At 71.8% G+C, this 26,303-nt stretch carries 24 protein-coding genes, 1 tRNA gene and 1 pseudogene; 14 read left to right on the forward strand and 12 right to left on the reverse strand.

The window, feature by feature from the left end; all coding sequences use genetic code 11:
* Positions 1-26 precede the first annotated feature (26 nt).
* Positions 27-605, forward strand: a complete 579-nt coding sequence (locus tag ACIRD7_RS05050; RefSeq protein ID WP_403449845.1) for a GAF domain-containing protein — start codon at positions 27-29, stop codon at positions 603-605.
* Positions 606-645: 40 nt separating this feature from the next.
* Here ACIRD7_RS05050 and ACIRD7_RS05055 read toward each other — a convergent pair whose 3' ends face one another.
* On the reverse strand, positions 646-1,251 hold the full coding sequence (locus ACIRD7_RS05055; protein WP_403449848.1) for a GPP34 family phosphoprotein: 606 nt from the start codon (positions 1,249-1,251) through the stop codon (positions 646-648).
* Positions 1,252-1,560: 309 nt separating this feature from the next.
* Between ACIRD7_RS05055 and tdh the strand changes: the two genes are divergently transcribed.
* The 8 genes from tdh to ACIRD7_RS05095 all read left to right on the forward strand — a co-directional run bounded on the left by tdh (position 1,561) and on the right by ACIRD7_RS05095 (position 7,977).
* Entirely contained in the window at positions 1,561-2,589 is a 1,029-nt protein-coding gene (gene tdh, locus ACIRD7_RS05060) for an L-threonine 3-dehydrogenase (RefSeq protein WP_403449851.1), read from the forward strand.
* Positions 2,590-2,625: 36 nt separating this feature from the next.
* Complete coding sequence (locus ACIRD7_RS05065; RefSeq protein ID WP_403449853.1) at positions 2,626-3,819, forward strand: glycine C-acetyltransferase; 1,194 nt, start codon at positions 2,626-2,628, stop codon at positions 3,817-3,819.
* A 37-nt stretch (positions 3,820-3,856) separates the two neighbouring features.
* On the forward strand, positions 3,857-4,759 hold the full coding sequence (locus tag ACIRD7_RS05070; RefSeq protein WP_403449856.1) for a LysR family transcriptional regulator: 903 nt from the start codon (positions 3,857-3,859) through the stop codon (positions 4,757-4,759).
* A gap of 46 nt (positions 4,760-4,805) precedes the next feature.
* Positions 4,806-5,402, forward strand: coding sequence for a helix-turn-helix domain-containing protein (locus ACIRD7_RS05075; protein ID WP_403449858.1), 597 nt, complete (start codon positions 4,806-4,808; stop codon positions 5,400-5,402).
* Positions 5,399-5,917, forward strand: coding sequence for a GNAT family N-acetyltransferase (locus ACIRD7_RS05080; protein WP_403449861.1), 519 nt, complete (start codon positions 5,399-5,401; stop codon positions 5,915-5,917). The genes ACIRD7_RS05075 and ACIRD7_RS05080 overlap by 4 nt, the downstream gene beginning before the upstream one ends.
* 58 nt (positions 5,918-5,975) lie before the next feature.
* Positions 5,976-6,335: an MmcQ/YjbR family DNA-binding protein gene (locus ACIRD7_RS05085; protein WP_403449863.1), complete on the forward strand. Its 360-nt coding sequence runs from the start codon at positions 5,976-5,978 to the stop codon at positions 6,333-6,335.
* 169 nt (positions 6,336-6,504) lie between these two features.
* Positions 6,505-7,803 (forward strand): MFS transporter, encoded by a 1,299-nt coding sequence (locus tag ACIRD7_RS05090; RefSeq protein WP_403449866.1) that lies wholly within the window; start codon positions 6,505-6,507, stop codon positions 7,801-7,803.
* Between the two features lie 100 nt (positions 7,804-7,903).
* Positions 7,904-7,977, forward strand: a tRNA-Pro gene (locus ACIRD7_RS05095).
* Between the two features lie 128 nt (positions 7,978-8,105).
* Here ACIRD7_RS05095 and ACIRD7_RS05100 read toward each other — a convergent pair.
* The 11 genes and pseudogenes from ACIRD7_RS05100 to ACIRD7_RS05150 all read right to left on the reverse strand — a co-directional run bounded on the left by ACIRD7_RS05100 (position 8,106) and on the right by ACIRD7_RS05150 (position 20,852).
* Positions 8,106-8,864 carry an NPP1 family protein gene (locus ACIRD7_RS05100; RefSeq protein WP_403449869.1) on the reverse strand — a complete coding sequence of 253 codons (759 nt, stop codon included), beginning with the start codon at positions 8,862-8,864 and terminating at the stop codon, positions 8,106-8,108.
* A gap of 13 nt (positions 8,865-8,877) precedes the next feature.
* Positions 8,878-9,993, reverse strand: coding sequence for a glycoside hydrolase family 19 protein (locus tag ACIRD7_RS05105; RefSeq protein ID WP_403449871.1), 1,116 nt, complete (start codon positions 9,991-9,993; stop codon positions 8,878-8,880).
* 87 nt (positions 9,994-10,080) lie between these two features.
* Positions 10,081-12,216: an RICIN domain-containing protein gene (locus ACIRD7_RS05110; protein WP_403451675.1), complete on the reverse strand. Its 2,136-nt coding sequence runs from the start codon at positions 12,214-12,216 to the stop codon at positions 10,081-10,083.
* Positions 12,217-12,329: 113 nt separating this feature from the next.
* Positions 12,330-13,202, reverse strand: a pseudogene (locus ACIRD7_RS05115) (chitinase); the annotation flags it as partial.
* A gap of 280 nt (positions 13,203-13,482) precedes the next feature.
* Positions 13,483-14,910, reverse strand: coding sequence for a rifampin monooxygenase (rox, locus tag ACIRD7_RS05120; RefSeq protein WP_403449874.1), 1,428 nt, complete (start codon positions 14,908-14,910; stop codon positions 13,483-13,485).
* A 152-nt stretch (positions 14,911-15,062) separates the two neighbouring features.
* Positions 15,063-15,590 (reverse strand): NUDIX hydrolase family protein, encoded by a 528-nt coding sequence (locus ACIRD7_RS05125; protein ID WP_403451677.1) that lies wholly within the window; start codon positions 15,588-15,590, stop codon positions 15,063-15,065.
* A gap of 42 nt (positions 15,591-15,632) precedes the next feature.
* The gene (locus ACIRD7_RS05130; RefSeq protein WP_403449877.1) at positions 15,633-16,787 is read right to left on the reverse strand and encodes an amidohydrolase family protein; all 1,155 of its coding nucleotides are present in this window, start codon (positions 16,785-16,787) and stop codon (positions 15,633-15,635) included.
* A 1-nt stretch (position 16,788) separates the two neighbouring features.
* Complete coding sequence (locus ACIRD7_RS05135; RefSeq protein ID WP_403449880.1) at positions 16,789-18,189, reverse strand: glutamine synthetase; 1,401 nt, start codon at positions 18,187-18,189, stop codon at positions 16,789-16,791.
* A 65-nt stretch (positions 18,190-18,254) separates the two neighbouring features.
* Positions 18,255-19,064 carry an SAM-dependent methyltransferase gene (locus ACIRD7_RS05140; RefSeq protein WP_403449883.1) on the reverse strand — a complete coding sequence of 270 codons (810 nt, stop codon included), beginning with the start codon at positions 19,062-19,064 and terminating at the stop codon, positions 18,255-18,257.
* 139 nt (positions 19,065-19,203) lie between these two features.
* Entirely contained in the window at positions 19,204-20,040 is an 837-nt protein-coding gene (locus ACIRD7_RS05145) for a hypothetical protein (RefSeq protein ID WP_403449886.1), read from the reverse strand.
* Positions 20,041-20,156: 116 nt separating this feature from the next.
* A complete protein-coding gene (locus ACIRD7_RS05150; protein ID WP_403449889.1) occupies positions 20,157-20,852 on the reverse strand; it encodes a response regulator in 696 nt (231 codons plus the stop codon).
* Positions 20,853-21,048: 196 nt separating this feature from the next.
* Here ACIRD7_RS05150 and ACIRD7_RS05155 point away from each other — a divergent pair, with 196 nt between their 5' ends.
* From ACIRD7_RS05155 to ACIRD7_RS05175, 5 genes are all read left to right on the forward strand, one after another.
* Entirely contained in the window at positions 21,049-22,227 is a 1,179-nt protein-coding gene (locus ACIRD7_RS05155; protein WP_403449892.1) for a sensor histidine kinase, read from the forward strand.
* Positions 22,228-22,349: 122 nt separating this feature from the next.
* Positions 22,350-22,985, forward strand: coding sequence for a helix-turn-helix domain-containing protein (locus ACIRD7_RS05160; protein WP_403449894.1), 636 nt, complete (start codon positions 22,350-22,352; stop codon positions 22,983-22,985).
* Positions 22,986-23,030: 45 nt separating this feature from the next.
* The gene (locus tag ACIRD7_RS05165; RefSeq protein WP_403449896.1) at positions 23,031-24,356 is read left to right on the forward strand and encodes a M24 family metallopeptidase; all 1,326 of its coding nucleotides are present in this window, start codon (positions 23,031-23,033) and stop codon (positions 24,354-24,356) included.
* Positions 24,356-25,333, forward strand: a complete 978-nt coding sequence (locus ACIRD7_RS05170; RefSeq protein ID WP_403449898.1) for a thiamine pyrophosphate-dependent dehydrogenase E1 component subunit alpha — start codon at positions 24,356-24,358, stop codon at positions 25,331-25,333. The genes ACIRD7_RS05165 and ACIRD7_RS05170 overlap by 1 nt, the downstream gene beginning before the upstream one ends.
* On the forward strand, positions 25,321-26,301 hold the full coding sequence (locus ACIRD7_RS05175) for an alpha-ketoacid dehydrogenase subunit beta (RefSeq protein WP_403449901.1): 981 nt from the start codon (positions 25,321-25,323) through the stop codon (positions 26,299-26,301). The genes ACIRD7_RS05170 and ACIRD7_RS05175 overlap by 13 nt, the downstream gene beginning before the upstream one ends.
* The last annotated feature ends 2 nt before the right edge of the window (positions 26,302-26,303 follow it).

A 26,303-nucleotide genomic window follows, 5' to 3' on the forward strand; every position in this document is an offset into this window, starting at 1 on the left:
TACGCCCACAGGGACGGAATCCATCCATGAGCCACGGCCCACCCCACCCGGTCGCCCGCCTGCTGCTCACGCCGGAGGACAAGGAGGCCCCCGCCCGCACCCGGCGGCTGCACCGACTGGGGCTGGGGGACCATGCCGACCCGGCGCTCGACGTCTTCGCGGACCACCTGGCCGAGCTCACCGGGGCGCCGTACGCCATGGTCAACTTCATCGGCGAGAACGGCCAGTTCTTCGCCGGACTGCACGCGCGGCACCGGGTGACCCTCACGCGGGCCGACGACACCAAGCCGGAGCTGGGCCGGTACATGGCGCGCGACCATGGGTTCTGCCCCCATGTGGTGGTGCGACGCAAGGCGCTGGTCCTGGAGGACGTCTGCGACTATCCGCGGTTCGCGGGGAATCCGATCGTCGACGAGTTCGGCATCCGCTCCTATCTGGGCGCCCCGCTCATCGACTCCACCGGGATGGCGCTCGGCACGGTGTGCGTGGTCGACGTCCAGCCGCGGCCCTGGGGGAGGCCCGGTCTGGACACCATCAAGGCGTCGGCGGCGGACCTGGTCAGCCGGCTGGAGCGACGGGAGGCCGACGGGCTGCCCCTGCTCTGAGAGCCGTACCGCCGGCGGACCCGTCTCGGAGGTGTCAGGCCTAGTAGCCGCGCCACACGTTGTCGAAGGCGGCGTCCTCGATCGCGCGCCGCTGCCGTACGGCCTCCAGCTCCATCACCGCGTCGCCGACGGCGGCCAGCACGGTCGTGACCGTCTCGTCGGCGAAGTCCTCGCCGGGGTCCGCCGGTTCGTCCCGGATGCCCGCGGCGGCGGCCAGGGCGGCGAGGACCGGCTCGCCCGACGCCCAGCGCTCCTCGGCCCGGCGCCTTGCCTCGGAGTCGACCGGGGCCGTACGCGCGGAGCGCAGCGACAGGAGGCGGCCGCGAGGCCGGTCCGTGAGCCCCACGCTCTCCAGGTCCTCCACATAGGCCGCGGACAGGCCGCGCCCTCGCCGCCACAGCCAGTCCTCGACCGGCTCGTACGGCTCCTGCCGTACGAGCGAGGAGGCGGCCTCGTCCAGCAGACGGTCACCGGTCGGCGCCTGCGCGCTGGGCCTGATGAGATCGCCGTCGAGGACGAGGGCCTGTGCCTCGAGGAGGTCGAACACCTCGGCCGCCGCGAGCGCGAGCGACAGATCGCCCTGTTCCACGGGGTGGTCGGACGCCTGGTCCAGGGCGACGATCGTGAGGTCCCGTGCCGTGTTCATCAGCTGCTCCTGGTCGGTGTGCCGAGTACGGGGCGAGGGCGTCGGGACCGGTGTCGGCGGTCCTGGCGCCCCGGGTCGATTCTTGCTGCCGTCCGGGCGTCGTGTGGCCTACTACGACCATGTCGTGCGGGAGGCCGATCCGCAGCACGGGGCCGAGGGCGTGAAGGAAAGCTGTGGCGCCGCTTAAGAAATCCTCGATGGACCCCGGCGCCGCCGTACGGCAGATTGCTACGCGATTCCACCCCCCTCCGCGGCTGCGGGCCGCCTCGGCGTGCCCGCAGCCGGGACTCGAGCACAGGAGCCGTAGCGTTGAAGGCGCTGGTCAAGGAGAAGGCGGAGCCCGGACTGTGGCTCGCGGACGTTCCGGAACCGGCCGTCGGGCCCGGCGACGTACTGATCAAGGTGCTGCGCACCGGTATCTGCGGCACCGACCTGCACATCCGGTCCTGGGACGGCTGGGCGCAGCAGGCCATCCGCACCCCGCTCGTGGTCGGGCACGAGTTCGTCGGCGAGGTCGTGGAGACCGGCCGGGACGTCACCGACATCGCCATCGGTGACCGGGTCAGCGGCGAGGGCCACCTGGTGTGCGGAAAGTGCCGCAACTGCCTGGCCGGCCGCCGGCACCTGTGCCGCGCCACCATCGGCCTCGGCGTCGGACGCGACGGTGCCTTCGCCGAGTACGTCGCGTTGCCCGCCGCCAACGTGTGGGTGCACCGGGTCCCCGTGGACCTCGATGTCGCCGCGATCTTCGACCCGTTCGGCAACGCCGTGCACACCGCGCTGTCGTTCCCACTGGTCGGCGAGGACGTCCTGATCACCGGCGCCGGACCGATCGGCCTCATGGCGGCGGCCGTGGCCCGGCACGCGGGTGCGCGGCACGTCATGATCACCGACGTCAGCGAGGAGCGGCTGGAGCTGGCCCGCAAGATCGGTGTGAGCCTCGCCCTCGACGTGTCCGGAGCGAGCATCGCCGACGGACAGCGCGAGCTCGGCCTGCGCGAGGGCTTCGACATCGGCCTGGAGATGTCCGGCCGCCCCGAGGCCATGCGCGACATGATCGCCAACATGACGCACGGCGGCCGGATCGCCATGCTCGGCCTGCCCGCCCAGGAGTTCCCGGTCGACTGGGCCCGGATCGTCACCTCGATGATCACCATCAAGGGCATCTACGGCCGCGAGATGTTCGAGACCTGGTACGCGATGTCCGTGCTGCTGGAAGGCGGCCTCGACCTCGCGCCCGTGATCACCGGCCGGTACGGCTACCGCGACTTCGAGGCGGCGTTCGCCGACGCGGCGAGCGGCCGCGGCGGCAAGGTCATCCTCGACTGGACCGCGTAACTCCCCTTCCGCGCAAGCACCTTAGGAGCTTCACCGATGTTCGACTCCGTGCGCGACGACCTGCGCGCCACCCTCGACGAGATCCGCGCCGCCGGCCTGCACAAGCCCGAGCGCGTCATCGACACCCCGCAGTCCGCGACCGTCAATGTCAGCGCCGGCGGCCGCCCCGGCGAGGTCCTCAACTTCTGCGCCAACAACTACCTCGGCCTCGCCGACCACCCCGAGGTGATCGCCGCCGCGCACGAGGCGCTGGACCGCTGGGGCTACGGCATGGCGTCGGTCCGCTTCATCTGCGGCACGCAGGAGGTGCACAAGGAGCTGGAGGCGAGGCTCTCGGCGTTCCTCGGCCAGGAGGACACGATCCTGTACTCCTCCTGCTTCGACGCCAACGGCGGTGTGTTCGAGACACTGCTCGGCCCCGAGGACGCGGTGATCTCCGACGCCCTCAACCACGCGTCGATCATCGACGGCATCCGGCTGTCCAAGGCCCGCCGCTTCCGCTACGCCAACCGTGATCTGGCCGACCTGGAAGCCCAGTTGAAGGAGGCCCAGTCGGCGCGGCGCCGGCTGATCGTCACCGACGGGGTCTTCTCCATGGACGGCTATGTGGCGCCGCTCGCCGAGATCTGTGACCTCGCCGACCGCTACGACGCCATGGTCATGGTCGACGACTCGCACGCCGTCGGCTTCGTCGGCCCCGGCGGTCGCGGCACCCCCGAGCTGCACGGCGTCATGGACCGCGTGGACATCATCACCGGCACCCTCGGCAAGGCGCTCGGCGGCGCCTCCGGCGGCTACGTCGCGGCCCGCGCCGAGATCGTCGCCCTGCTGCGCCAGCGCTCGCGGCCGTACCTCTTCTCGAACACCCTCGCCCCGGTGATCGCGGCGGCCTCCCTGAAGGTCCTCGACCTGCTGGAGTCGGCGGACGACCTGCGGGTGCGGCTCGCGGAGAACACCGCCCTGTTCCGCCGCCGTATGACCGAGGAGGGCTTCGAGATCCTCCCCGGCGACCACGCCATCGCGCCGGTGATGATCGGCGACGCGTCCAAGGCGGGCCGGCTGGCGGAGCTGCTGCTGGAGCGCGGTGTGTACGTGATCGGCTTCTCGTACCCGGTGGTGCCGCAGGGCCAGGCCCGCATCCGCGTCCAGCTGTCCGCCGCCCACTCGACGGACGACGTCAACCGTGCCGTGGACGCCTTTGTCGCCGCCCGGGCCGAACTGGAAGGCTGACGTCCGGCCCGGTCCGGACCTTGCGATAATCGATCTCATGATCGAAGCGCGGCGGCTCCACATCCTCCGTGCGGTGGCCGACCACCGCACCGTGACGGCGGCTGCCGCCGCGCTGTATCTCACCCCCTCCGCGGTCTCCCAGCAGCTCGCCGCCCTGGAGCAGGAGACCGGCCACCGCCTGGTGGAGCGCGGCTCCAAGGGGGTACGGCTGACCCCGGCCGGGGAGATCCTGCTCAGCCACACCAACGCCGTGCTCGCCCAGCTGGAGCGGGCGGAGGCCGAGCTCGCGGCGTACGGCTCGGGCGCGGCCGGCACCGTCACGGTCGCCTCCTTCGCGACCGGCATCGCCCTGGTCGTCGCACCCGCGGTGGCCCGCCTCGCTGAGACGGCGCCCGGCATCCGCATCCGCGTCCAGGACGCCGAGGGCGACGCCAGCCTGCCGATGGTGCTGGACCGGCAGGTCGACATCGCGGTGGCCGTCGAGTACCGCGGGGCACCGCCCGCCGACGACCCCCGCCTGGCCCACGTGCCGCTGTACGCCGAGCCCTTCGACGCGGTCGTCCCGATCAGCCACCGTCTCGCCGACGCGGCCGAGGTTCCGCTCGCGGAGCTGGCCAAGGACACCTGGATCGGCCCCTACCCCGGCAACCCATGTCACGACGTCGTCGTCCTGGCCTGCGAGAACGCCGGCTTCCAGCCTCGTCTCGACCACTCCTCCGACGACTTCCGCGCGGTCGTGGCCCTCGCCTCGGCCGACGCGGGCGTGGCCCTCGTACCGCGCTCGGCGCTGCGCGGCATGGACCTCGCCGGGGTCGTCGTACGCCCCGTCGACGGGGTGGCGCCCACGCGCCGGGTCTTCGCGGCCGTCAGGCGAGGAGCCGAGGAGCACCCCCTGATCCGGCCGGTGCTGGAGGCGCTCGGGGACGTGGCGGGGGAGTGAGCCTCCCGTAACACCGCCGTTTCATATCTGGGATAGCGTCCCGGATATGAAACAGACGGCGGATGGTGCGGACGCCGACGCACCCCCGGACACGGTCGACACCCGTCTCGGTGCCCGCCTCGCCGAGCTACGGGCCGAACGCGGCTGGTCCCTCGGCGAGTTGGCGGAGCGCACCGGCATCAGCCGCTCGACGCTCTCCCGGGCGGAGCGCGCCGAGATCAGCCCCACCGCCTCGCTGCTGAACCGCCTCTGCCACGTCTACGGCCGCACCATGTCCCAGCTCCTCAGCGAGGTCGAGGCGGAGCCCGCGCTGCTGGTGCGGGCGGCCGAGCAGCCGGTGTGGGAGGACCGGGCCTCCGGGTTCGTACGACGTTCCGTGTCGCCGCCCCATGCGGGGCTGCGCGCCGAACTCGTCGAGGGGCGGCTCGCCGCCGGCGCCGACATCGCGTACGACCGGCCGCCCGTACCGGGGCTTGAGCAGCACATCTGGGCACTGGAAGGGGTGTTGGGCGTGACCGTTCAGGAGGTCGAGCACCACATGGGTGCCGGGGACTGTCTGCGGATGCGGGTGTGGGGGCCCACGCGGTTCAGGTGCGCCGGGCCGGAGTCGGTGCGGTACGTGCTGGCGGTGGTGCTGCCGTGATCGTCACGCGACTGTACGAAGCCCAACTGCTCGACCGGGTCGATGACTTGGCCGACCTGTTGGTGGACACCGTGGCCGACGGCGCGTCCGTCGGATTCCTCGCGCCCCTCGACCGTACGGCGGCCCTCGCCTGGTGGACGGAGCGTGCGGCGGCCCTCGGCGTCGGGCGGCTCGCTGTGTGGGCGGCACACATGGACGGGCGTACCGTCGGCACGGTCGCCCTGGCCTTCGCCGACAAGCCCAACAGCGGTCACCGGGCCGAGCTGGTCAAGCTGATGGTGCACCGGCAGGCACGGGGGCAGGGCCTCGGCCGCAGGCTCCTGAGGACGGCCGAAGAGGCGGCCGTCGGCGCGGGCGTCACCCTCCTCCACCTGGACACCGAGACCGGCAGCCGCGCCGAGCGCCTGTACGACGCGGCCGGCTGGACCCGGGCCGGGGTGATCCCCGACTACGCGGCGAGCCCGGCCGGCGAGCTGCGGCCCACGACGATCTACTTCAAGCGCATGGGCGGTTGATCGGTCGCCCACCGCGCTCACCAGGTCGTTGTCAGCGGCAGCCGCTACCGTGCGTCTCATGCCGGATGCCGAAGATGTACGCCGTATCGCCCTGTCCCTGCCGGACACGACGGAGAAGATCGCCTGGAGCATGCCCACGTTCCGGGTCGCGGGCAAGATGTTCGCCACGCTGCCCGAGGAGGAGACGTCCGTCGCGGTGCGCTGCCCCAAGGAGGAGCGGGACGAGCTGGTCCTCGCCGAGCCGGGGAAGTTCTGGATCGCCGATCACGAGGCGCAGTTCGCGTGGGTGCGGGCCCGGCTCTCCGCCCTGGAGGACGAGGGCGAACTGCGCGACATCCTCGCCGACTCCTGGCGCCAGGCGGCCCCGCCCCGACTGCTGGAGGCGCACCCGGAGTTGGGGCTGCCGACGGCGGAATGAAATCCGTGGGGCGTTGTCAGTGCCTCGTGCCATGATCCGAGGCAGGTGTGTGAGCCGGGGCGGAGGGGGCCCCGGCTCCCACCTGGGCTCGTGGGGCGCGGACGGGGGCTCCCAGGGCCGGTGAGCGGGGTCGTGGGTGAGCGGCCGGTCCGGGAGGGGCTTGAGGGGCATGCGCAAGGGCACGCGGGCCGAGGCGCGCTCGGTGTGGTCGCGGGACTTCGGGCTGTTCTTCGTCGCGCGGGCCGTAGCCCAGCTCGGGGACACGATGCTGCCCGTGGCCCTCGCCGCGGGCCTCCTGCAGCACGGCTACGGTGCGGGCGCGGTCGGCCTCGCCCTGGCCGCGACGTCGGCCGCCTTCGCCGGGCTCATCGTGTTCGGCGGGGTCCTCGCCGACCGCTTCAACACCCGCAGGCTGATGATCGGCGCCGACCTGGTCCGCCTGTGCACCCAGTCCCTGGCCGCGGTGCTCTTCTTCTCCGGGCACGTGGTGCTCTGGCAGATCTGCGCGATCGGCTTCGTCAACGGCGTGGCCGGCGCCGTGTTCCAACCGGGCGTCGCGGGCACCGTCCGCCGGCTGTCCACCGACGTCCAGGGCGCGAACGGCGCCATACGGATCGCCGAGGCCGTCGCCCAGCTCGCCGGTCCGGCCTTCGCGGGCCTGCTCGTCGGCTTCGCGTCGCCCGGCGGCGTGTTCACGGCCCACGCGACCACGTACGCGGTCAGCGCCCTGTGCCTCCTCCTGCTGCGCCTGCCCCCGCAGACCCGGCCGCCCGCGGGCGCCGCCGTCCGGCGCGGAGCAAGGGCCTTGCGCGCCGATCTGGCGGAAGGCTGGCGGGAGTTCAGAGCCCGCACCTGGCTCTGGGGCGTGATAGCCGTCTGGTGCGTCTACATGATCACCGTGTGGGGCCCGACCGTCCCGCTCGTGGCCACGGAGGTGGTTCAGCAGCACGGCCCACGCGCCTACGGCCTGATCAACTCCGCGCTCGGCGCCGGCACCGTCGTGGGCGGCCTGCTCGCCCTGCGGCTGCGCCCGCGCCGCATGCTGCGGGCCGGCGGGATCGGTGTCTTCGCGTTCGCCGCGTTCCCGGTGTCGGTCGGGGCGGGGCTCGGGGTCCCGGCCATGGCGGCGGGGGCCGCGGTCGCCGGGGCCGGCATGGCCTTCTGGAGCGTGATGTGGGCGACGAGCGTCCAGACCCAGGTGCCGGCCGACGTCCTCAACCGCATCCACGCCTACGACGTGGCGGGCTCGCTGGCGATGATGCCGGTCGGCCAGGCCATCGCCGGACCCGCCGCCGCGGCCCTCGGTACCGATCATGTCCTCCTGGTCGCCGGAGCGATGGGTCTCGTCGTCGCGGGTTCGCTGCTGTCGGTGCCCTCGATACGGAACCTGGTGAGGGCCGACGCGCCGCCGACGGCCGTGCCGGCCCCGGCGCCGGCGGACGGGCGGATACGGCCCGAGCGGCGCTGAACCGGGCGGGCACGAAGAAACGAGTGCGCGACCATCGACCCGAGTGCGGTATTGTTTTCCTGCGCGTTCGGCCGGGGGAAACCCCAGGTCAGGCGGGCATCGGGACGTGGCGCAGCTTGGTAGCGCACTTGACTGGGGGTCAAGGGGTCGCAGGTTCAAATCCTGTCGTCCCGACTTGTGAAGCAGCAAGTCGGAGGCCGTATCGGAAATGCCGATACGGCCTTTTGGTTTTCCCGGAGCGCCACGCACCCAAAAGGACGGCCCCGCGGGCGCTCGCCCGCGGGGCCGTGCGCTGCCGGGTGTCAGGCGTAGGCGTCGAAGGGGACCCCGGACGGCTTCGTGTAGTTGAGGGCCCACTGGAAGTCGCCGTCGTCGATCTTGATCGTGGCCGAGCCGAAGTCCGCGCTCAGGAGCTTGTCGCGGTATCCGGCCGGATAGCCGTTCCAGCCGACCAGGCGCGGGAAGAACCAGTTGCCGGTGGCGTTCTCGGCCGGCTCGTCATTGCCGCCCGCGAAGCGGAAGCAGTGACTGGAGACACCGTCCTTGTGGTAGACGATCTTCGGATGGGTGCCGTCGAAGCGGATCGCCGAACGGGCCGCCGTCTGATACGTGTTGTGCTGCGACACCGACACGTACTCGACCTGGTCGTCCTTGATCCACACGATGACGTGTTCCCAGTCGTGGGTGTGCCCGAGGGCCGCCGGACCGAGGGTGATCTGGTCCTTCTCGAAGTAGCTGGCGTACATCACCGCGCACCATCCGTTGTTGCACTTCGCGCGCGAGTAGGTGTTGGCGTTGGCCAGCTGGGCGTAGTCGTGGCACTTGCCGTTGACGTCGCCGCCGAGCCTGAGGCCCGGGTTGAGGGTGCCGTCGGCGCCGATGGCGGCGGTGGCGTAGCAGCCGTCGCCGTCGTAGTCGTAGGCCGGGGAGAACGTCTGCTCCAGGCCGTCGGCGTTCTGAGGGAGCAGGGTCAGGACACTCGCGTGGGCGCTCGCGGGGAGGGCCGCGACGAGCGTGAGGGCGCCGAGAAGGGCCGTCGCGAGGGTGCTCGACTTGCGCATCACGTCTCCCGGTTCAGCAGTAGAGGTTGCCGCCCGGCGAGACGCCGAGGATCGAGGTGAACCGGTTGTAGGCGTCGACGCGGCTCTGGACCTGGGCCGGGTTCTTGCCGTCGCACTCCAGGGAGCCGTTGATGGAGCGGATGGTCTGGCCGAAGCCGGCCTGGTTCACCATGGCGTTGTGGGGGGTCATGGTGCCGGGGCCGGACTGGGTGTTCCAGTACCAAAGACCCGTCTTCCAGGCGACCGCGGCCTCGTTCTGCACCCGCCAGGGGTTGTTGAGCAGGTCGATGCCGAGCGCGTCTCCGGCGGCCTTGTAGTTGAAGTTCCACGACAGCTGGATCGGGCCGCGGCCGTAGTAGGCGGCCTGACCGGCGGGGCAGCCGTAGGGCTGGTTCCAGTCGCAGTAGTGGGGGTAGTTGGCGGTGTTCTGCTCGACGATGTGGACCAGGCCGCCGGTCTCGTGGTTGACGTTGGCGAGGAAGGCGGCCGCCTCCTGCTTCTTCACGGTGTCGCTGCCGGTGTTCGCGAAGCCCGGGTAGGCGCTCAGCGCGGCGGTGAGACCGCTGTAGGTGTAGAACGAATTCCGGTTCGGGAACATCTGGTTGAACTGCGCCTCGCTGACCACGAAGCCCGAAGGGTTGCCGCCGCCCCCGCTCGCCGGCGCGTTCCACTTCTGGTTCGCGGTGCCGGTGCAGGTCCAGATCTGGAGCCGGGTGCCGTTGGCGCTGTTGTTGTCGCGGACGTCCAGGCACTTGTTCGCGGCCGGGTTCACGATGTCACGCGCACCGCTGACCACCCACTGCTGGTTGGCGCCGCCCGAGCAGTCCCACAGCTGGACCGCCGCGCCGTCCGCCGTGCCGCGGTCGACGACGTCCAGACACTTGCCGAGCGCGCGCAGGGTCCCGTCACCGGAGTTGGACCAGATCTGGGCGCCGGTCCCGTTGCAGTCGTAGAGCTGTACTGCGGTGCCGTTGGCGTTGCTCGCGCCCGCCACGTCGACGCACTTGCCGGCGAGGCCGGTGATCGTGCCGTCGGCGGCCCGGGCGGGCGTCACGGTGAGCAGGGCGGTGAGGACGGCGGTGAGCACCGCGAAGATCGCGAGCCGGGGTCTGAGCTGGGTCGAGGACATGGTCGAGGACGCTCCTTTGAGGTGTCGGGGGGTGAGCCGGCCGCCCCTCTTCGCGAGGGACGGCCGGCGGCAGGGCTCAGGGACGCGCTACGGGTAGTTCGTCAGATTGGCCACGTTGGAACCGGAGTTGGACGGTCCACCCGTGTTGTTGACGACGTGCCGGATGGTGCCGGTGCCGCCGAGGGAGACGGTCACCATGCTGGTGAACCGCACTCCCGCGCTGTTCGGCGCCTCGATGGCGCGCTCGGCGGTCACACTCGGGTTGACGTTGAAGTAGCAGTAGCTGCCGAGGCCGTACGCCTGGTGGCTGGTGACGGAGTCGGCGACCTTGTAGGCGGCGTAGCCCTGGGTGGAGCCGTTCATCCAGGCGGCCTGGTTGGGCGGGTCGTACGGCATCTCGTTCTGGTAGAAGTACGTCCGGCCGCCGTTGCCGTTCCAGATGGTCTGGTACTTCTGGTAGTGCTCGACGAACAGGCCGTACGCGGTGACGTTGTCGCCGTTGACGATCAGGCCGGTGTCGCCGGTGTTGGTGTTCCAGCCGACGCCGCTGCCGTGGTCGGCGCGCCAGATCCACATGTGGTCGCCGATGACGTTGTCGCTGTTGATGACGAGGCTGGTGGTCGCCTTGCCGACGGCCGCGCCGCCGACGCGGAAGTACACGTCGTGCAGCGAGGTCGGGTTGGCGGCGTGCGAGGCGGACGAGCCGGTCGGGCCGACCTCCATCAGGGTTGGCGAGTTGGTGGTGCCCGCGTCGAAGAGGACACCCGCGATCTTCACGCCGTCGACGTCGGCCACCTTCATGGCGGTGACGCCGTTGTCCGGGATGAACGTGGCGAGGCCCAGGCCGAGGACGACGGTGTCGGCGCGGTTCACCTGGAGGGTCTGGTTGAGGTGGTAAACGCCCGGGGTGACCAGCAGGTTCTTGCCCGCCGCCAGCGCCGCGTTGATGTCGGCGGCGGTCGAGCCCTGCTTCACGACGTAGAAGGAGTCCAGGGACAGCGAGCTGCCGGACGGGGAGCCGCCCGCCCAGCTCGTCGCGCTGGAGTTGGAGCGCACCGACGGCACGAACACCTTGTAGGTGCCGTCACCGTCGACGTACAGGAACGGCTTCTCGCGGCTGACCGGGGTCTGCGCGACCGTGGTGTACGGCGGGTTGGGGAAGCTGGTGCCCGGGACGCCCTGGCTGCCGACGAAGACCATGTTCCAGTTGGAGCCGGTCCAAGTGCCGAGCTGGGAGTTGCGGGTCAGCCACTGCTGCTGCGTACCGGAGTTGACCTGGCCGTCGACCTTGGTGTCGGCGAACAGACCGCCGCTGGACCAGCCGCCGTCGTCCAGGGCGAGGTTGCCGCGCAGGTGCATGCGGCGGTAGGCGGAGGCCTGCGAGACCGCCCAGCGGTCGCTGCCGCCCGTCGGGTTGACGGACAGGTTCTCGGCTCCGCGCCAGAAGTTCTGGGTGGCGTTCTGCGGCGGGAACCAGTCGGCCTCGGCGTGCACCGCCCCGTTGATCGTGACCGCGTCAGGGGACAGACCGAGCCCGGCGACCTGGGTGTAGAAGCCGACGTTGACGTCCGCGCTGTAGGAGCCCGGCTTGAACAGGACGGCGTAGCGCTGCGCGCCGAACTGGTTCGTCTCCTGCTGCTGGAAGATGGTGTTGAGCCGGTTCTGGATCGTCGAGGACGACATCGACGGGTCGAAGACGACGACGTTCGGGCCGAGGTCCGGATTCGCGGTCGACTGGTTCACGGGGACCACCTGGAAGCGCTGGGCGGCGCTGCCGTTGCACGTGTACTGCACGAACTGCACGCTGTCGGCGAGCGAGGCGCCCGGGTCGTCCAGGCACTTGCCGCTGTTGCGGTTGACGAAGCGGTAGACGCCGCCGCCCTCGTCGACGGGCAGCCACTGCTGGTTGGCGCCGCCGCCGTAGGCCCACAGATGGACCGGCGCGCTGTCGGCGGTGGAGACGTCGGCGACGTCCACGACCTGACCGGTGCTGTTGCGGTTGTTGATGCGGACGTAGCCGTCGCCGGTGGCGGTGAAGCTCCACTGCTGGGCCGTGGTGCCGTTGCAGGAGTACTGCTGCACGACGGTGCCGTTGGCGGTGCCCGCCGCCCGGGCGTCCAGACACCGGCCGCTCGCGGCGTTCATGACGGTCGCGAAGTCGGCCGGCAGCGCGGCCGCGCTCGCGGGCGCCGGTGCCGAGGTGAGCAGGGAGGCGGCCGCCACGGTGACGACCGTGACGGCGGTGGATCTGCGCAGGCGCTTGAGCGCGGGGCGCGCGAAGATGAGCACGAGTTCTCCTCGCCGAACTGGTCGGCCACTGGTGGGGGTTGGCTGGATCAGCCGGTGTAGTCGGCGAGAACGCGGGTGAAGTCCCAGTCGGACTGGTTCACGCCGGAACAGCTGTCGGCGGGGCCGCCGGTGCAGGGGCGGTCACGGTTGACGGACCAGAAGGTCAGCCGCGCCAGGTGGTGTTGCTGGGCGTAGGTGAGCATCGTCCGGAAGTCGGCGACCGTGACGGTCTCGTTCTGGTCGGTGACGCCGTTCATCGACGAGATGCCCATGGACCGGTAGGCCTGGTCGTCGCTGTAGCCGTACGCCGACTTCAGCGCGCCCTTGAGGCCCTCGGCGGCCCGCACGGACAGGTCGCCCATGTTCTGGCCCACGCCACCGAAGTTGAACGGCATGATCGTCCAGGCGTCCACGGTCAGACCGGCTTCCGCGGCGCGGTTGATCAGGCTGGTGTCGGGGCCGTTCTGGCCGGTGCCGATGGTGACGTACACCTTCAGACCGGGGTTGTCCGCCTTGACCTTCTTCAGCGCGTCGACCGTGCGCTCCTGCACGGCCGGGCTGTCGTAGGCGTCGGCTTCGAGGTCGATGTCGATGGCCTTGAGCCCGAAGGCGCTGATGACCTTCTGGTAGGCGGCGGCCAGTTCGCCGGAACCGGAGCAGGAGCTCTCCAGCTTGTTGCCGCTCCAGCCGCCGAAGGACGGGACGACGTCACCGCCGTTCGCCCGCACGGTCTCGACGGTCCGCTGGTCGACGCCGCCGGTCAGCGCACGGCCGCCGTCCCACTGCGGGTCGCAGTAGCCGTTGCTGAGGACGAAGGCGAGCGTGAAGTACTTGACGCCGGTGGCGTCGGTGACGGTGGTCGGGTTCGGCGGGCTGCCCCAGCCGTTGTAGAGGTAGGGCGCCATGGCCATCGGCGGGGTGGGGAGGGCCTGGGCCTGGGGGGCGGCGAGCGGACCGGTGGTGAGGGAGAGCGCGGTGAGGGATATCGCGGTGGGGAGAGACTTGGGCATGTGCGGAGGCCCTTCGTGGGGGGTGAGCCACCGGGCCGCGTTCACCTTCTGAACGGTGAGTGCGTCACGGGGTGCCTGGCTGACCCGTGAACCTAAAGGTATGGACCACTTTCGTCAAGACGTGAAGTAAGCAATGAGGAAAGTGACTTGGGTTGGCCGGGTACGTGTGACCCCGGCCAACCTCAGCGGCTCACTCGGCGGCCGTGCCGAACCACCGCCGCAGCCCGTCCAGCAGCTCCTCCTGCTTCTCACCGGCCCAGGCGACATGGCCGTCCGGCCGCAGCAGCACCGCGGGCACGTCCAGCTCCGCGCCGGCGTCTACGACATGGTCGACCCGGTCCGCCCAGCCGCGCACCGACAGCTGCCCGGTCCGGTCGAGCAGCAGCCCCCGGCCGCCGTGCGTCAACTCGTAGAGCCGGCCCTGCTTCAGGCTCACGTCCGGCATCCGCCGGCCGAGCAGCTCGTGGCCCTCGCCGAAGTCGTAGCGGACGTCGACGCCGGTGATCAGGCCGGTCACGTACCGGTTCACCTCCTCGAAGTCCATCAGCTTCGAGAACAGCTCCCGCAGCGCCGTCGCACCCGGGTCGGTGCCCAGCAGCGTGATCTGCGCGCGGGTGTTGGCCAGCACCGCCGCACCCACCGGGTGCCGTTCGGCGTGGTAGGTGTCCAGCAGCCCCTCGGGTGCCCAGCCATGGACCGCGGCGGCCAGCTTCCAGCCGAGGTTGAAGGCGTCCTGGACACCGAGGTTGAGCCCCTGTCCGCCGGTCGGCGGGTGGATGTGCGCCGCGTCGCCGGCCAGCAGCACCCTGCCGACCCGGTAGCGCTCGGCCTGCCGGGTCGCGTCGCCGAACCGGGAGAGCCAGCGCGGCGAGTGCGCGCCGAAGTCGGTGCCCGCGACGGCCCGCAACCGCTGCTTGAACTCCTCCAGGGTCGGCTCGCTCGCCCGGTCCTCCGCCACGCCCTCGGCGGGCACGACCACCCGGTAGACCCCGTCCCCGGTGGCTCCGGCTCCGAACCGCAGCTGGGTCTCGCGGACTTCGGCGACGACCGCGGCGATCGTCTCCGGATCCTCGGTCAGCTCCATCTCGCCCAGCAGCGTCTCGACCGTGGCGGCCTCACCGGGGAAGCCGACACCGAGCGTCTTGCGCACCAGGCTGCGCCCGCCGTCGCAGCCGACGAGATAGCGCGAGCGCAGATGCGTGCCGTCCGCCAGCTCGACCGTCACCCCGTCGGCGTCCTGGCTCAGCCCGACGACCTCGCAGCCGCGCCGGAGGTCGGTGCCGAGTTCCAGGGCACGCTCGTTGAGCAGCCGCTCGGTGACCGGCTGCGGGTGGGCGAGGGTGTACGGATGGGCCGTGTCCATGCTCTGCGGCCACGGCTTGACGATGCCGCCGAAGAGGCCGCCCAACTGGAACTTCTCGCTGACGGCGGCGAACCGGTCGAGCACGCCGCGCTGGGCCATCACCTCGACGCTGCGCACATGCAGGCCCTGCCCGCGGGACTGGCTGGTCGGCTCGGTCAGTCTCTCCAGCACGACCACGCGCACGTCGTGCAGCCGCAGCTCGGCGGCCAGCATCAGGCCGGTCGGTCCACCGCCGGCAATGATGACGTCGATCATCACAATCCCCGTTTCCGCAGGTCCTGGCTTCGGTCGGTGATTGTGCTGCACCTGAGGGGCCTTGCCGCAAGACCCCCGGTGCGCTATACGTTGAGAGTGGCAAGGAGTCGACGACCTCCTTGCCCTCGCTGTTTATCGCTGTTTTCCGGGGCTCAGATCACGCAGCCCACATGGGCCAGCGCCTGCTTCAACAGCACTCCGTGACCGCCCGGCATCTCGCTCTGCACCGCCGGGGACAGGGCCTCCTGCGGGCTGAACCAGACCAGGTCGAGGGCGTCCTGACGCGGCCGGCAGTCACCGGTGACCGGGACGACGTAGGCGAGGGACACCGCGTGCTGACGCGGGTCGTGGTACGGCGTGATGCCCTGCGTCGGGAAGTACTCCGCGACGGTGAAGGGCTGGAGCGAGGTCGGCACGCGCGGCAGCGCCACCGGGCCGAGGTCCTTCTCCAGGTGGCGCAGAAGGGCGTCGCGGACGCGCTCGTGGTGCAGTACGCGGCCGGAGACCAGGGTCCGGCTGACCGTACCGTCCGGTCCGATGCGCAGCAGGAGGCCGATGCTGGTGACCTCTCCGCTGTCGTCGACGCGCACGGGCACGGCCTCGACGTACAGGATGGGCATGCTGGCGCGTGCCTGCTCCAGCTCGTCGGTGCTGAGCCAGCCGGGCGTGGTTTCGGTCATGTCAGACATTGCTTGATCATACTTTCCGGGAATTGCGAACGCTCAGTCGCGAGGGGGACGGGGGACGGGGTCGGGCAGTCCGTAGAGGCGGCGGGCGTTGTCACCAGCCGCCCACGCCGCGATCCGCAGCGCGTCCGGCAGGCTCAGCTCGTCGGCGTCCACCCGTTCCTGGAGCAGCTCGCCCAGGCCGCGACGGAACGCCAGTGCGCCGAGCCGGTACAACTCGGCCAGACCATAGGCGTCGGAGCTGTACAGCAGTTTGCGGAACGGGGTGATCTCCAGTGCCTCGGCCAGGATCGCCCGGGAGCGGGCCGGGCCGACATGGTGCAGGGTGAGGCCCACGTCGAGGTACACCTGCTCGAAGACGGCCGCCAGATAGGCGGCCTGGCGCTGGTAGGGCCAGCAGTGCAGGAGCAGGACCGGGATCGTGCCGTTGGTGAGGTGCAGCCAGTCCGTGAGATGGGTCGGGTCCACCCGGTGCAGGCGGATGTCGGCGTCCCCGAACCCGGTGTGCAACTGGAGCGGGAGCCCCAGGTCCACCGCCGTCCACAGCAGATGCCGGACCAGGACCGGGTCGGTCAGCCGTCCGCCGTCCGCCAGCCACTGCCGGGCGGCCGCCGTGACGAGCGCGTCCGAGGGGCGCGCCGGGTCCAGCTCGAAGCCGGTCCGGTAGGCGGCCACCGACTTCACGGCCACGACGCCCGGGCGTCGTACGGCCTTCTCGACGGCCGAGCGGAAGGCGGCGGTGTACGCGTCCGGTTCGACGCCCTCGGCCGCGACCGCCTCGGCGACCGATTCCAGCCGTACGACTTCGTAGGCGGCCGCGCCGGCCGCTTCCGCCAGTTCCCGGGGCGAGGTGATCGGGTGGGGCGTGTAGCCGGTGTCGACGCAGAACGCCTCGGTTCCGGCGGCGGCCAGGAACCGGCGGTTCACCTCGTCCGGACCCAGCTCCGCACGCCGGGTCAGATAGGCGTCGGCGGCGGCGTGGCGCGGCAGGTTCAGCAGGGGCGCGCAGTGGCGGCGTACGGCGATGCCGAGCGGGGTGTCGAAGGGCGAGACGCCGGCCCACGGCTCGCCCTCGGTGAGCAGGGACTCGAAGCCGGCCCGGCCCGGATCGGCGGTGACGATCCCGTGGCAGTGGTGGTCCACCAGCGGCAGCTCCGCGAGCGCCTCATGGACCGGTCCGATGGCGCTCATGTCAGTACCGCCACCGGTACGCCGCCGCGACCTGGTCGTCGTCCAGCCCGGCCACGGCGTCCAACTCCCCCTGCCGCACGGCGATCACGGCGTCGGCCAGCACCGGACCCAGCGCCGCACGGAGTACCTGGTCCGTACGGAACTCCTCGACGGCCTCGCCCAGCGGCGGCAGTCTGCGGACGCCTCGGGCCGCCGCCTCCTCGGCACCGAGCAGGGCCGGATCGCCGGTGATCTCCTCGGGCAACCGCGCGTCCGACGCCACACCGTCGAGACCGGCGGCGATCAGACAGCCCAGGGCGAGGTACGGGTTGGCGGCCAGGTCCACCGGCTTGACCTCCAGGTTGGCGGCCTGGTCGCGGTGGCCCGCCGTGCCGGTGACCACGCGCAGCCCCGCCTCCCGGGTCTCCCGGCCCCAGGCGGTGAACACCCCGGCCCACTGCGAGGGTCTCAGCCGCAGACCGCTCGCCGGGCTCGGCGCGGTCACCGCGGTGAGGGCGGGGAGATGGGCGAGCACGCCGGCCACGAACGACTCCGCCTGCGGCCGCATGCCGTGGCGGCGGTCACCGCCCGCGTGCAGGTTGAGCCCGTCACGCCAGGCGGAGAGGTGGACATGGCCGCCGTTGCCGACGCCCTGCCCGAGGACCGCGGGGGCGAAGGACACCGCGAGGCCGTGGCGTTGGGCCACCGCCCGGATGGTCTGCCGCACCAGCACACTGTGGTCGGCCGCCGCCACCGGGTCGAGCGCGGCCACCGACAGCTCGAACTGCCCCGCCGCGTACTCGGGATGGAACTGGTCCACCTCCACGCCCTGCCGTGCGAGCGCCGCCAGCAGTTCGGCGGCACAGTCGCTCAACTCGACCTGGCGGGTGGCGCCGTACGCCGGACCCGTCACCGCGGGCACGAACGCGCCGTCGGGGCCCGGCGGCCGGGCGACGGACCACTCGATCTCGATGGCCGCCCTGAAGGTGAGGCCGTGCCGCTCGGCGGCGTCCCGGACCGTCCGCCGCAGGAAGGTGCGGCTGCATCCGGGATGCCGCTCGCCCTCCTGTGTGATCCGGTCGACCGGTGCCCAGGCCCACCCGGGCTGCCCGGCCAGCTCCACCAACCGGTCCAGATCGGGGTAGAGCCGCAGATCGCCGTCCGGGGAGCCGAGGACGTCGGTGGTGACGATGGAGTCGTTCGCCAGGAAGGTGTCGAACACCGGCGACATCCCCACACCCCAGGCCGCCGCGGAGGCGAGCTTCGCCGTCGGGACCGTCTTGACCCGGGCGACGCCCGCCGTGTCGACGTAGGCCAGCACGATCCCGTGCACGCCCCGCCCGGACAGCTCGCCGCTCAGCGCGCCGGCCCGCTCGACGTCACCGGGACGCCCGCCCGGGACGGGGTCGGCAAGGGTGGTCATACGGTCTCCTCGACGAGCTCTGCCGGTCCGCGCCGGTTCGTCCGGGTGTGCGGTGCCTTTCGGCGTCAGGGTTTCACGGCCACCGCGCCGTACTGCGGCACCGGCGCGGGAGAGTCGGGGGCGCGCCACTGCGAGCAGGACACCATGCCCGGCTCCAGCAGCTCCAGGCCCTCGAAGAACGCGGCGATGTCCGCACCGCTGCGGGCGGTGATCGGCGGGGTGGCGTTCTCGTTCCAGAACTTCATCGCCGGGATCTGCCCCTCGCCGCCGAGCTCGGAGTCGAAGGTCGGGTGCGTCAGGACCAGCAGGCTGCCGGAGGGGACCGCGGCCAGGACGCGCCGCACGATGTCGCGGGCCTTGTCGTAGTCGAGGACGAAATTGAGGATGCCCAGCATCATCACCGCGACCGGCTCGGTGAAGTCCAGGGTCTGCCCGGCGCGTTCGACGATCGCGTCCGGGTCGTGGACGTCGGCGTCGATGTAGGCGGTGACGCCCTCGTGGGTGCCGGTCAGGAGCGTGCGGGCGTGCACGAGCACGATCGGGTCGTTGTCGACGTACACGATCCGCGAGTCGGGCGCGACGCGCTGGGCGATCTCATGGGTGTTCTCCGCCGTGGGCAGCCCGGTGCCGATGTCCAGGAACTGCCGTATGCCGCGCTCCTGCGCGACGAAGCGCACGGCCCGGCCGAGGAAGTCGCGGTCCGCGCGGGCGATGTCCCGGATGATCGGGAACATGCCGGCGACGTGCTCGCCGACCTGCTGGTCGACCTCGTAGTTGTCCTTGCCGCCGATCCAGTAGTTCCACACCCGCGCGTTGTGCGCCACACCGGTGTTCAGCCTCGCCGACCCGCCCGACGGGGTGTGGCCATCACTCACGACTCGTCCTCTCCTCGCACGAACGACCGAAACCGGTCATCGTCGCCATTGTGCCGCCCCGTTGATCACGGTGTCCCGCGAATCGGCAGAGCGGGCACGGCCGTTCGTGCGCGCAGGAGGAAGTCGCCCGTGGCCCGGGCTACTCGATCTCGCTGGGGGTCGAGGCCGGCGACTTTCCGGCCAGGACGTCGTTCAGCCGCTGGGTGCCCAGCGTCACCGCCTGCTTGACGGAGTCGTCCTCGTCCCCGTCGAGTCCGCCGGCCGTGACGGTGATCGCGTTGATGCCGACACGTACGGCGGCGACGTCCTCGGTGAGGGTGGCCGGATCGCCGTCGGCGGTGCCCTTGATCGTGACGCGCAGTCCGACGCGGTCGTCGCCCTCGTCGGGCACCGAGGTCTCGATGACCTGGACGGTGCGCTCGCCGCCGCCGTCGCCGGTGACGGTGAACTGGTCACACTCCTGCGGCAGGGTCTTCAGCCATTCCAGGGCCTCCTGCGGATCCGTCCGCTCGTAGGCGGCCACCTGGTACAGCAGCCGGGAGTCGCCCTGCGAGAAGCCGCGCAGCGCGGACGCCCCGGACGGCTTGCCCAGCAACTGGTCGGTGTAGAGGCCGTCGAGCAGCCGCTGGCAGTCGGCGGCGTCCGTCTTGCCGCTGAGGAAGTCACCGACGTCGACGTTGCCGATGAGCAGGCTGTCGTGCCAGGTGGCGATCTCCGAGTCCTTCACCTGCGTCCAGTCGTCCTCGATGTCCGCCGCGGTGATCAGCGCGGTCTGGGCGCCGGACTCGGTGAGCGTGGGGCCGGGCGAGGCGGTCGACGTGCCGGTGGGCGAGCCGGACGGCGTCTGCCGGCCGACGGCCGCGGCCTGGTTGACGTCCTTGCCGTCGCCGTCCGAGCAGGCCGCGGTGGTCAGCAACGCGGCGGCGGCCACGGCCGAGGAGAGAACACGGACGGATCGGGACGGGCGAGGGGTCATCTGGGCTGCCTCCTGTAGACGTGACGCAGGTGTACCCTCAGCGCACCATCGCCCCCCGCACGCCACCAGCCGCGCCGGACCGTTCGAGTGAGCACCCCGGACAGGGCCGCGGAGCGTCAGCGGCCGGGCTGTCCGTACCCGTGCTGCCAGGCCCAGGCGGCGATCTCGACGCGGTTCCGGGCGGACAGTTTCAGCTGGACGCTGGACAGATGCGTCTTGACCGTCGAGAGGGAGACGAACAGCTCGGCGGCGATCTCGGCGTTCGTACGGCCGAGGGCCACCAGGCGTACGACGTCGAGTTCGCGATCCGTGAGGGGCTCGGTGGGGGGAGCCGGTCTCGCCGGTGCGGCGGTGTCCGGCGCGGGGGTGAGGTGCTTGAGCAGCCGGACCGTGACCGACGGCGAGACCAGCGAGTCACCGGCCGCTGCGGCGCGGACCGCCTCCGCGAGGAGGGTGGGCCCGGAGTCCTTCAGCAGGAACCCGCAGGCGCCGCCGCGCAGGGCCCCGTACACGTACTCGTCGAGGTCGAAGGTCGTGACCACGACCACCCGCATCGGATCGGCGACTTCGGGCCCCGCGAGCCGCCGGGTCGCCTCCAGCCCGTCCAGCTTCGGCATCCGGACGTCGAGCAGGCACACGTCGGGCCGCTCCCGCCGGGCCAGCGCCACCGCCTCCTCGCCGTCGGCGGCCACGGCGACGACGGTGATGTCGGGCTGGGCGTCGAGGAAGAAGCGGAAGCCGGTGCGGATCATCTCCTGGTCGTCGGCGATGAGGACGCGGATGGGCGCCCTGGACGGGGGCGGGGTGGTCATGGCTCGATCATGCCTCAGGGGTACGGGCGGGAGGCGGCGAGTTCTTGGGCTGAGAGGTGGGTATCGCGTGCAGCCGCGGCACCACCCTGGTCCGCCCGCCCCCGCGCGCGCCTCGGCCACAAGTCCGGCTTCGGCGGCGGCGCCTCGGCCGATCGGCCGATCCGGCCCCGGCACCCGCTCGCCTACCGTGACCGGCATGAAGTCCGCCTCCCCCCGCGGCTGCGCCCGGAGCTTCGCCGTGGGCCTCCTGCTCGTGGCCTGTGTCGTCGACGTCCTGTTCGCGGGTGTCGACGGGACGAGCATCGTGCCGACCGCGCCCCCGGTCTGGCCGACCCTGGTCGTGCTGTTCGTGGGCCTCGCCGCGGTGCTGTGGCCGGCCGGGCGACGGCCGCGGTGGCTCACCCCGCAGGTGCGCACCGGCGTGCCCGCCCTCGTCTCGGCCCTGTACTCGCTGGGCTCGCCGGCCTTCAAGGAGAACCTCTTCGGCCCCGGCGAGGTCCTGATCCTGCTGTGCCTGCTGTTCGTCGCGGTACGGCACTGCCCGCCGCGCTGGGCATGGGGCTGCGGCGCCCTCGACGTGGGCGCGCTGCTGCTGTTGCCGGTCCGGTTGCTCGGGCCGCTGGACGTCGCCGTGCTGGGCTACATGCTGGGCGGCCTGGTCCTCGTCGGCATGTTCGCCGGGCTCGCCGTCTACCTGCGCACCATGGACTACCGGCGGACCCTCGCGGTCAGCGAGACCCGGCGCTCCGAACGCCTCGCCATCGCCGCCGACCTGCACGACTTCGTCGCCCACCATGTCACCGGGATTCTCGTGCAGACGCAGGTGGCCCGCATGATGGCGCGGACTCGGCCGCAGGAGCTGGACCCGGTCCTGGCCGGCATCGAACGCGCCGCCACCGAGGCCCTCGCCTCGATGCGCCGCACCGTCGGCGTGCTGCGGGACACCGGCGACGAGGCGACCGACCGCCGCCCGGTCGGCGACCTCGCGGGCATCGCCGAGCTGACGGACGGCTTCGCGAGCCCGGTGCAGCAGGTCACCCTGCTCCGCGACCCCGCCGTCCGCGACGACCTCCCGCACGAGGTGCAGGCCGCCGCCTTCCGGGTCGTGCAGGAGGCGCTGACCAACATCCGCCGCCACGCGGCCGACGCCTCGCACATCGAGGTCCACCTGCGGGACGACGCCGGCCGCCTCGAGGTGTCCGTCGCGGACGACGGCCGGGGCGGCACCCAGCTTCCGGTGGCCGCGCACGGGGGCGGCTTCGGGCTCGTCGGATTGAAGGAGCGGGTGTCGGCGCTGGGCGGCGAACTGCGGGCCGGTCCGCGGGGTGGGACCGGGTGGCACGTGAGGGCCGTTTTCCCGGCGGGGCGGCGCTGAGGCGGAGGCGCCGGCCAGGGCCGCCCACCTGCCGCTCTGGCGCGACGACCGGCCCCGGCTGTTCAATGAGGCTGCACACGATGCGGCCCAGTGGCCCACCAGAACCGGGGGAGGAGCCGTCCGTGCCACCCACCACCGCGCCACCCGTGGGAGCGCGCATCCGGCAGGCGCGCCTGGCGCGCGGGACGAGTCTGCGCGCGCTGGCCCGCGAGGTCGGGGTCTCGGCGAGCCTGGTCTCGCAGATCGAGACCGGCAAGAGCCAGCCCTCCGTGAGCACGCTGTACGCCATCACCATGGCCCTCGGCATCTCCGTCGAGTCCCTCTTCGACGCCGGAGAGAGCGCCGCCGCCTCTCCGCTCGCGGCGCCCGGCACGGTCCCGCACGCCCTGGCCGTCTTCGCCGCCGATCCCGGCCGCCGTATCGGCCCGCTGGTCACACCCGGCGAGCGGGAGGTGCTGGAGCTGGACTCGGGCGTGGTGTGGGAGCGTCTCGGCCACATTCCGGGCACCCACGTCGACTTCCTGCTGGTGACCTACCGGCCCGGCGGGTCCTCCTCCGGCTCCGGCGGCCTCATGCGCCACAGCGGCACCGAGTACGGCCATCTGAACTCGGGCGAGCTGATTCTCACCCTCGGCTTCGACGAGTACACCCTGCGCCCGGGCGACGCGGTCTGCTTCGAGTCGACGACCCCGCACCGCTACCGCAACGATGGAGACGTACCGGCCATCGGCACCTGGTTCGTGTTCAGTGACACTTGACACTCGCGTGGGACAGCCGTTCACTCCGAAGTGGGGGTGGTCGCCATGGCGATCCGCACATTCGGGCCCAACGCCGTCGACTGGGAAGAGCGCGTCGACCTGGACAGGCTGCGCAGGCAGCGGCTGGCCCGCCTCGACGAGACCCTGAACCGCTCCGAGCTCGGCGCGGTGCTCAGCTTCGACTTCGCCAACATCCGCTACATGACCGCCACGCACATCGGCACCTGGGCGATGGACAAGCTGATCCGCTTCGCGCTGCTGGTGCGCGGCGGCGAACCCGTCGTCTGGGACTTCGGCTCCGCGGCCCGCCACCACCAGCTGTACAACCCGTGGCTCGACTACAGCGACGGCAAGGGCGGCCCGCCCACCGGCGCCCGCGCCGGCATCTCCACCCTCCGAGGGGCCTTCCACCCGGACGCGGGCATCGCCGAGGACGTCGCCGCCAAGATCGCCGCCGAACTGCGCGAGCACGGCCTGGCCGGCGAACCGCTCGGCATCGACGTCGCCGAGATGCCGATCCTGGCCGCCCTGCGCGCCGAGGGCATCGACGTCGTCGACGGCCAGCAGGTCTTCCTGGAGGCCCGCCGCATCAAGACCCCGGACGAGATCTCCCTGCTCACCCAGGCCTGCGCGATGGTCGACGCGGCGTACGAGGAGCTGTACGGCTACCTGCGCCCCGGCGTGCGCGAGAACGAGTGCGTCGGCGTGGTCAGCAAGGTCCTCTACGACCTCGGCAGCGAGTACGTCGAGGGCGTCAACGCGATCTCCGGCGAGCGCTGTTCACCGCACCCGCACGTCTACAGCGACCGCCTGATCCGCCCCGGCGACCCCGCCTTCTTCGACATCCTGCACAGCCATCTCGGCTACCGCACCTGCTACTACCGCACCTTCGCCGTCGGCAGCGCCTCCAGCGCCCAGCGGGACGCCTATGTGCGCTGCCGCGAGTACATGGACCGGGCCATCGCCCTCGTCCGCCCGGGTGCCACGACCGCCGACATCGTCCAGGTCTGGCCACGCGCCGAGGAGTTCGGCTTCGCCGACGAGACGGCCGCCTTCGCCCTCCAGTACGGCCATGGCGTAGGCCTGTCCATCTGGGAGAAGCCGATCTTCAGCCGGCTGGTCTCACCCAAGCACCCCGAGGTCCTCGAAGAGGGCATGGTCTTCGCCCTGGAGACCTACTGGCCGGCCGCCGACGGCTGGTCCGCCGCCCGGATCGAGGAGGAGGTCGTCGTCACCGCCGACGGCTGCGAGGTCATCACCAAGTTCCCGGCGGAGGAACTCCTGGTGGCGGGCCGCAAATACTGGACGGTCGGCGGCGAGTTGAACACCCGCCGCGAGTCCCAGTCCCACCTGAACACCGGGACGTCCTGATGGACCCGGCCGCGCTCCTCGCCGCCTACGAGCAGATGGCCGTCATCCGCCGCACGGAGAAGGCCGCCCACGACCTGTTCCTCCAGGGCCTCGTCAAGGGCACCACCCATCTCGCCGCCGGACACGAGGCCATCGCCGTCGGCGCTAGCGCCGCCCTGCGCCCCGACGACTACGTCTTCGCCACCTACCGGGGCCACCACCACGCCATGGCGCGCGGCGCCACCCCGGAGGAGTGCCTCGCCGAACTCATGAGCCGGGCCACCGGGTTGTGCGGGGCCAAGGGCGGCTCCATGCACCTGACGAAGGCGTCCACCGGCATGCTCGGCTCCTACGCCATCGTCGGCGCCCACCTCCCGATGGCCGCCGGCGCCGCCTGGTCGGCCAGGCTGCGCGGCACCGACCAGATCGCGGTCGCCTTCTTCGGTGACGGCGCCACCAACATCGGCGCCTTCCACGAGGCGCTCAACCTGGCCGCCGTATGGAAGCTTCCGGTGCTGTTCGTCTGCGAGAACAACCTGTACATGGAGTACACGCCGATCGCCGACGTCACGGCCGTGGCCCGGCCGGCCGCCGACCGGGCGCCCGCCTACGGCGTCCCCGGCGAGGTGGTCGACGGCAACGACGTCGTCGCCGTCGAGGAGACGGTGAGCCGGCTCGCGGCGCGGGCCCGGGCAGGAGACGGGCCCGCCCTGCTGGAGGCGCAGACCTACCGGCACTTCGGGCACAGCCGGTCCGACCCGGCGACCTACCGTCCGGCCGAGGAGGTCGAACGCTGGCTGAAGCACGACCCGTTGGACCTGGCCCGTGGGCGGCTCGTCGAGATGGGCGTGTCCGAGGCGGTGGTCGGCGAGGCGGACGAGCGCGCGGCAGCCGTCGTGCGGAAGGCCGTCGAGGCGGCCAAGGCCGCCCCGCCGCCCGACCCGGACCAGGCGCTGACCGACGTGTGGGCCGACGGAGGTGCGGCATGGCGGACGTGATCAGCTACCGGGACGCGGTCGCCGAGGGCATCGCGCGGGAGATGCGCCGCGATCCGTCGGTGGTCTGCCTGGGCGAGGACATCGGTGAGGCGGGCGGGGTCTTCAAGACCACCGTGGGGCTGCTGAAGGAGTTCGGGTCCGAGCGGGTGTGGGACACGCCGATCTCCGAGCAGGCCATCGTCGGGACCGCCATGGGCGCCGCGATGACCGGGATGCGGCCGGTCGCCGAGATCATGTTCTCCGACTTCCTGGCCTGTTGCTGGGACTACCTCGCCAACGAGATCCCGAAAGTGCGGTACATGACGGGCGGTCAGGTCACCGTCCCGCTCGTCGTGCGCACCGCCAACGGCGGCGGGCTCGGCTTCGGCGCCCAGCACTCGCAGGCCACCGAGAACTGGGCGCTCACCGTGCCCGGCCTGAAGATCGCCGCACCGGCCACCCCCGCCGACGTGATCGGCATGATGGCGGCGGCGATCCGCAGCGACGACCCGGTCGTCTTCTTCGAGCACAAGGGGCTCCTCGCGTCCAAGGGCGCGCCCCCGCCCCCGGACCACGTCGTCGAGCTGGGCCGCGCCGCCGTCGTCCGCGAGGGCGCCGACGTCACGCTCGTCGCCCTCGCCTCGATGGTGCCGGTCGCGCTGAAGGCGGCCGAGCTGCTGTCCGGCGAGGGCGTCGAGGCCGAGGTCGTCGACCTGCGCTGTCTGGTGCCGCTGGACGTCACCACCGTGCTCACCTCGCTCGGGCGGACCTCGCGGCTCGTCACCGTCGAGGAGAACCCGTACCAGGGCGGCTGGGGCGCGACGCTCGTCTCGGTCGTCGCCGACGAGGGGTTCGGTCTGCTGGACGCGCCGGTGAAGCGGGTGGCGGGGGAGTGCGTCCCGCTGCCGTTCGCCGACGCGCTGGAGGAACGCGTGATCCCCACCGTCGACAAGGTCGTGGCGGCCGTACGCACCCTGGCCGCCTACTGAAC

The organism is Streptomyces sp. NPDC093568 (assembly GCF_044764945.1).
Classification (GTDB): Bacteria; Actinomycetota; Actinomycetes; order Streptomycetales; family Streptomycetaceae; genus Streptomyces.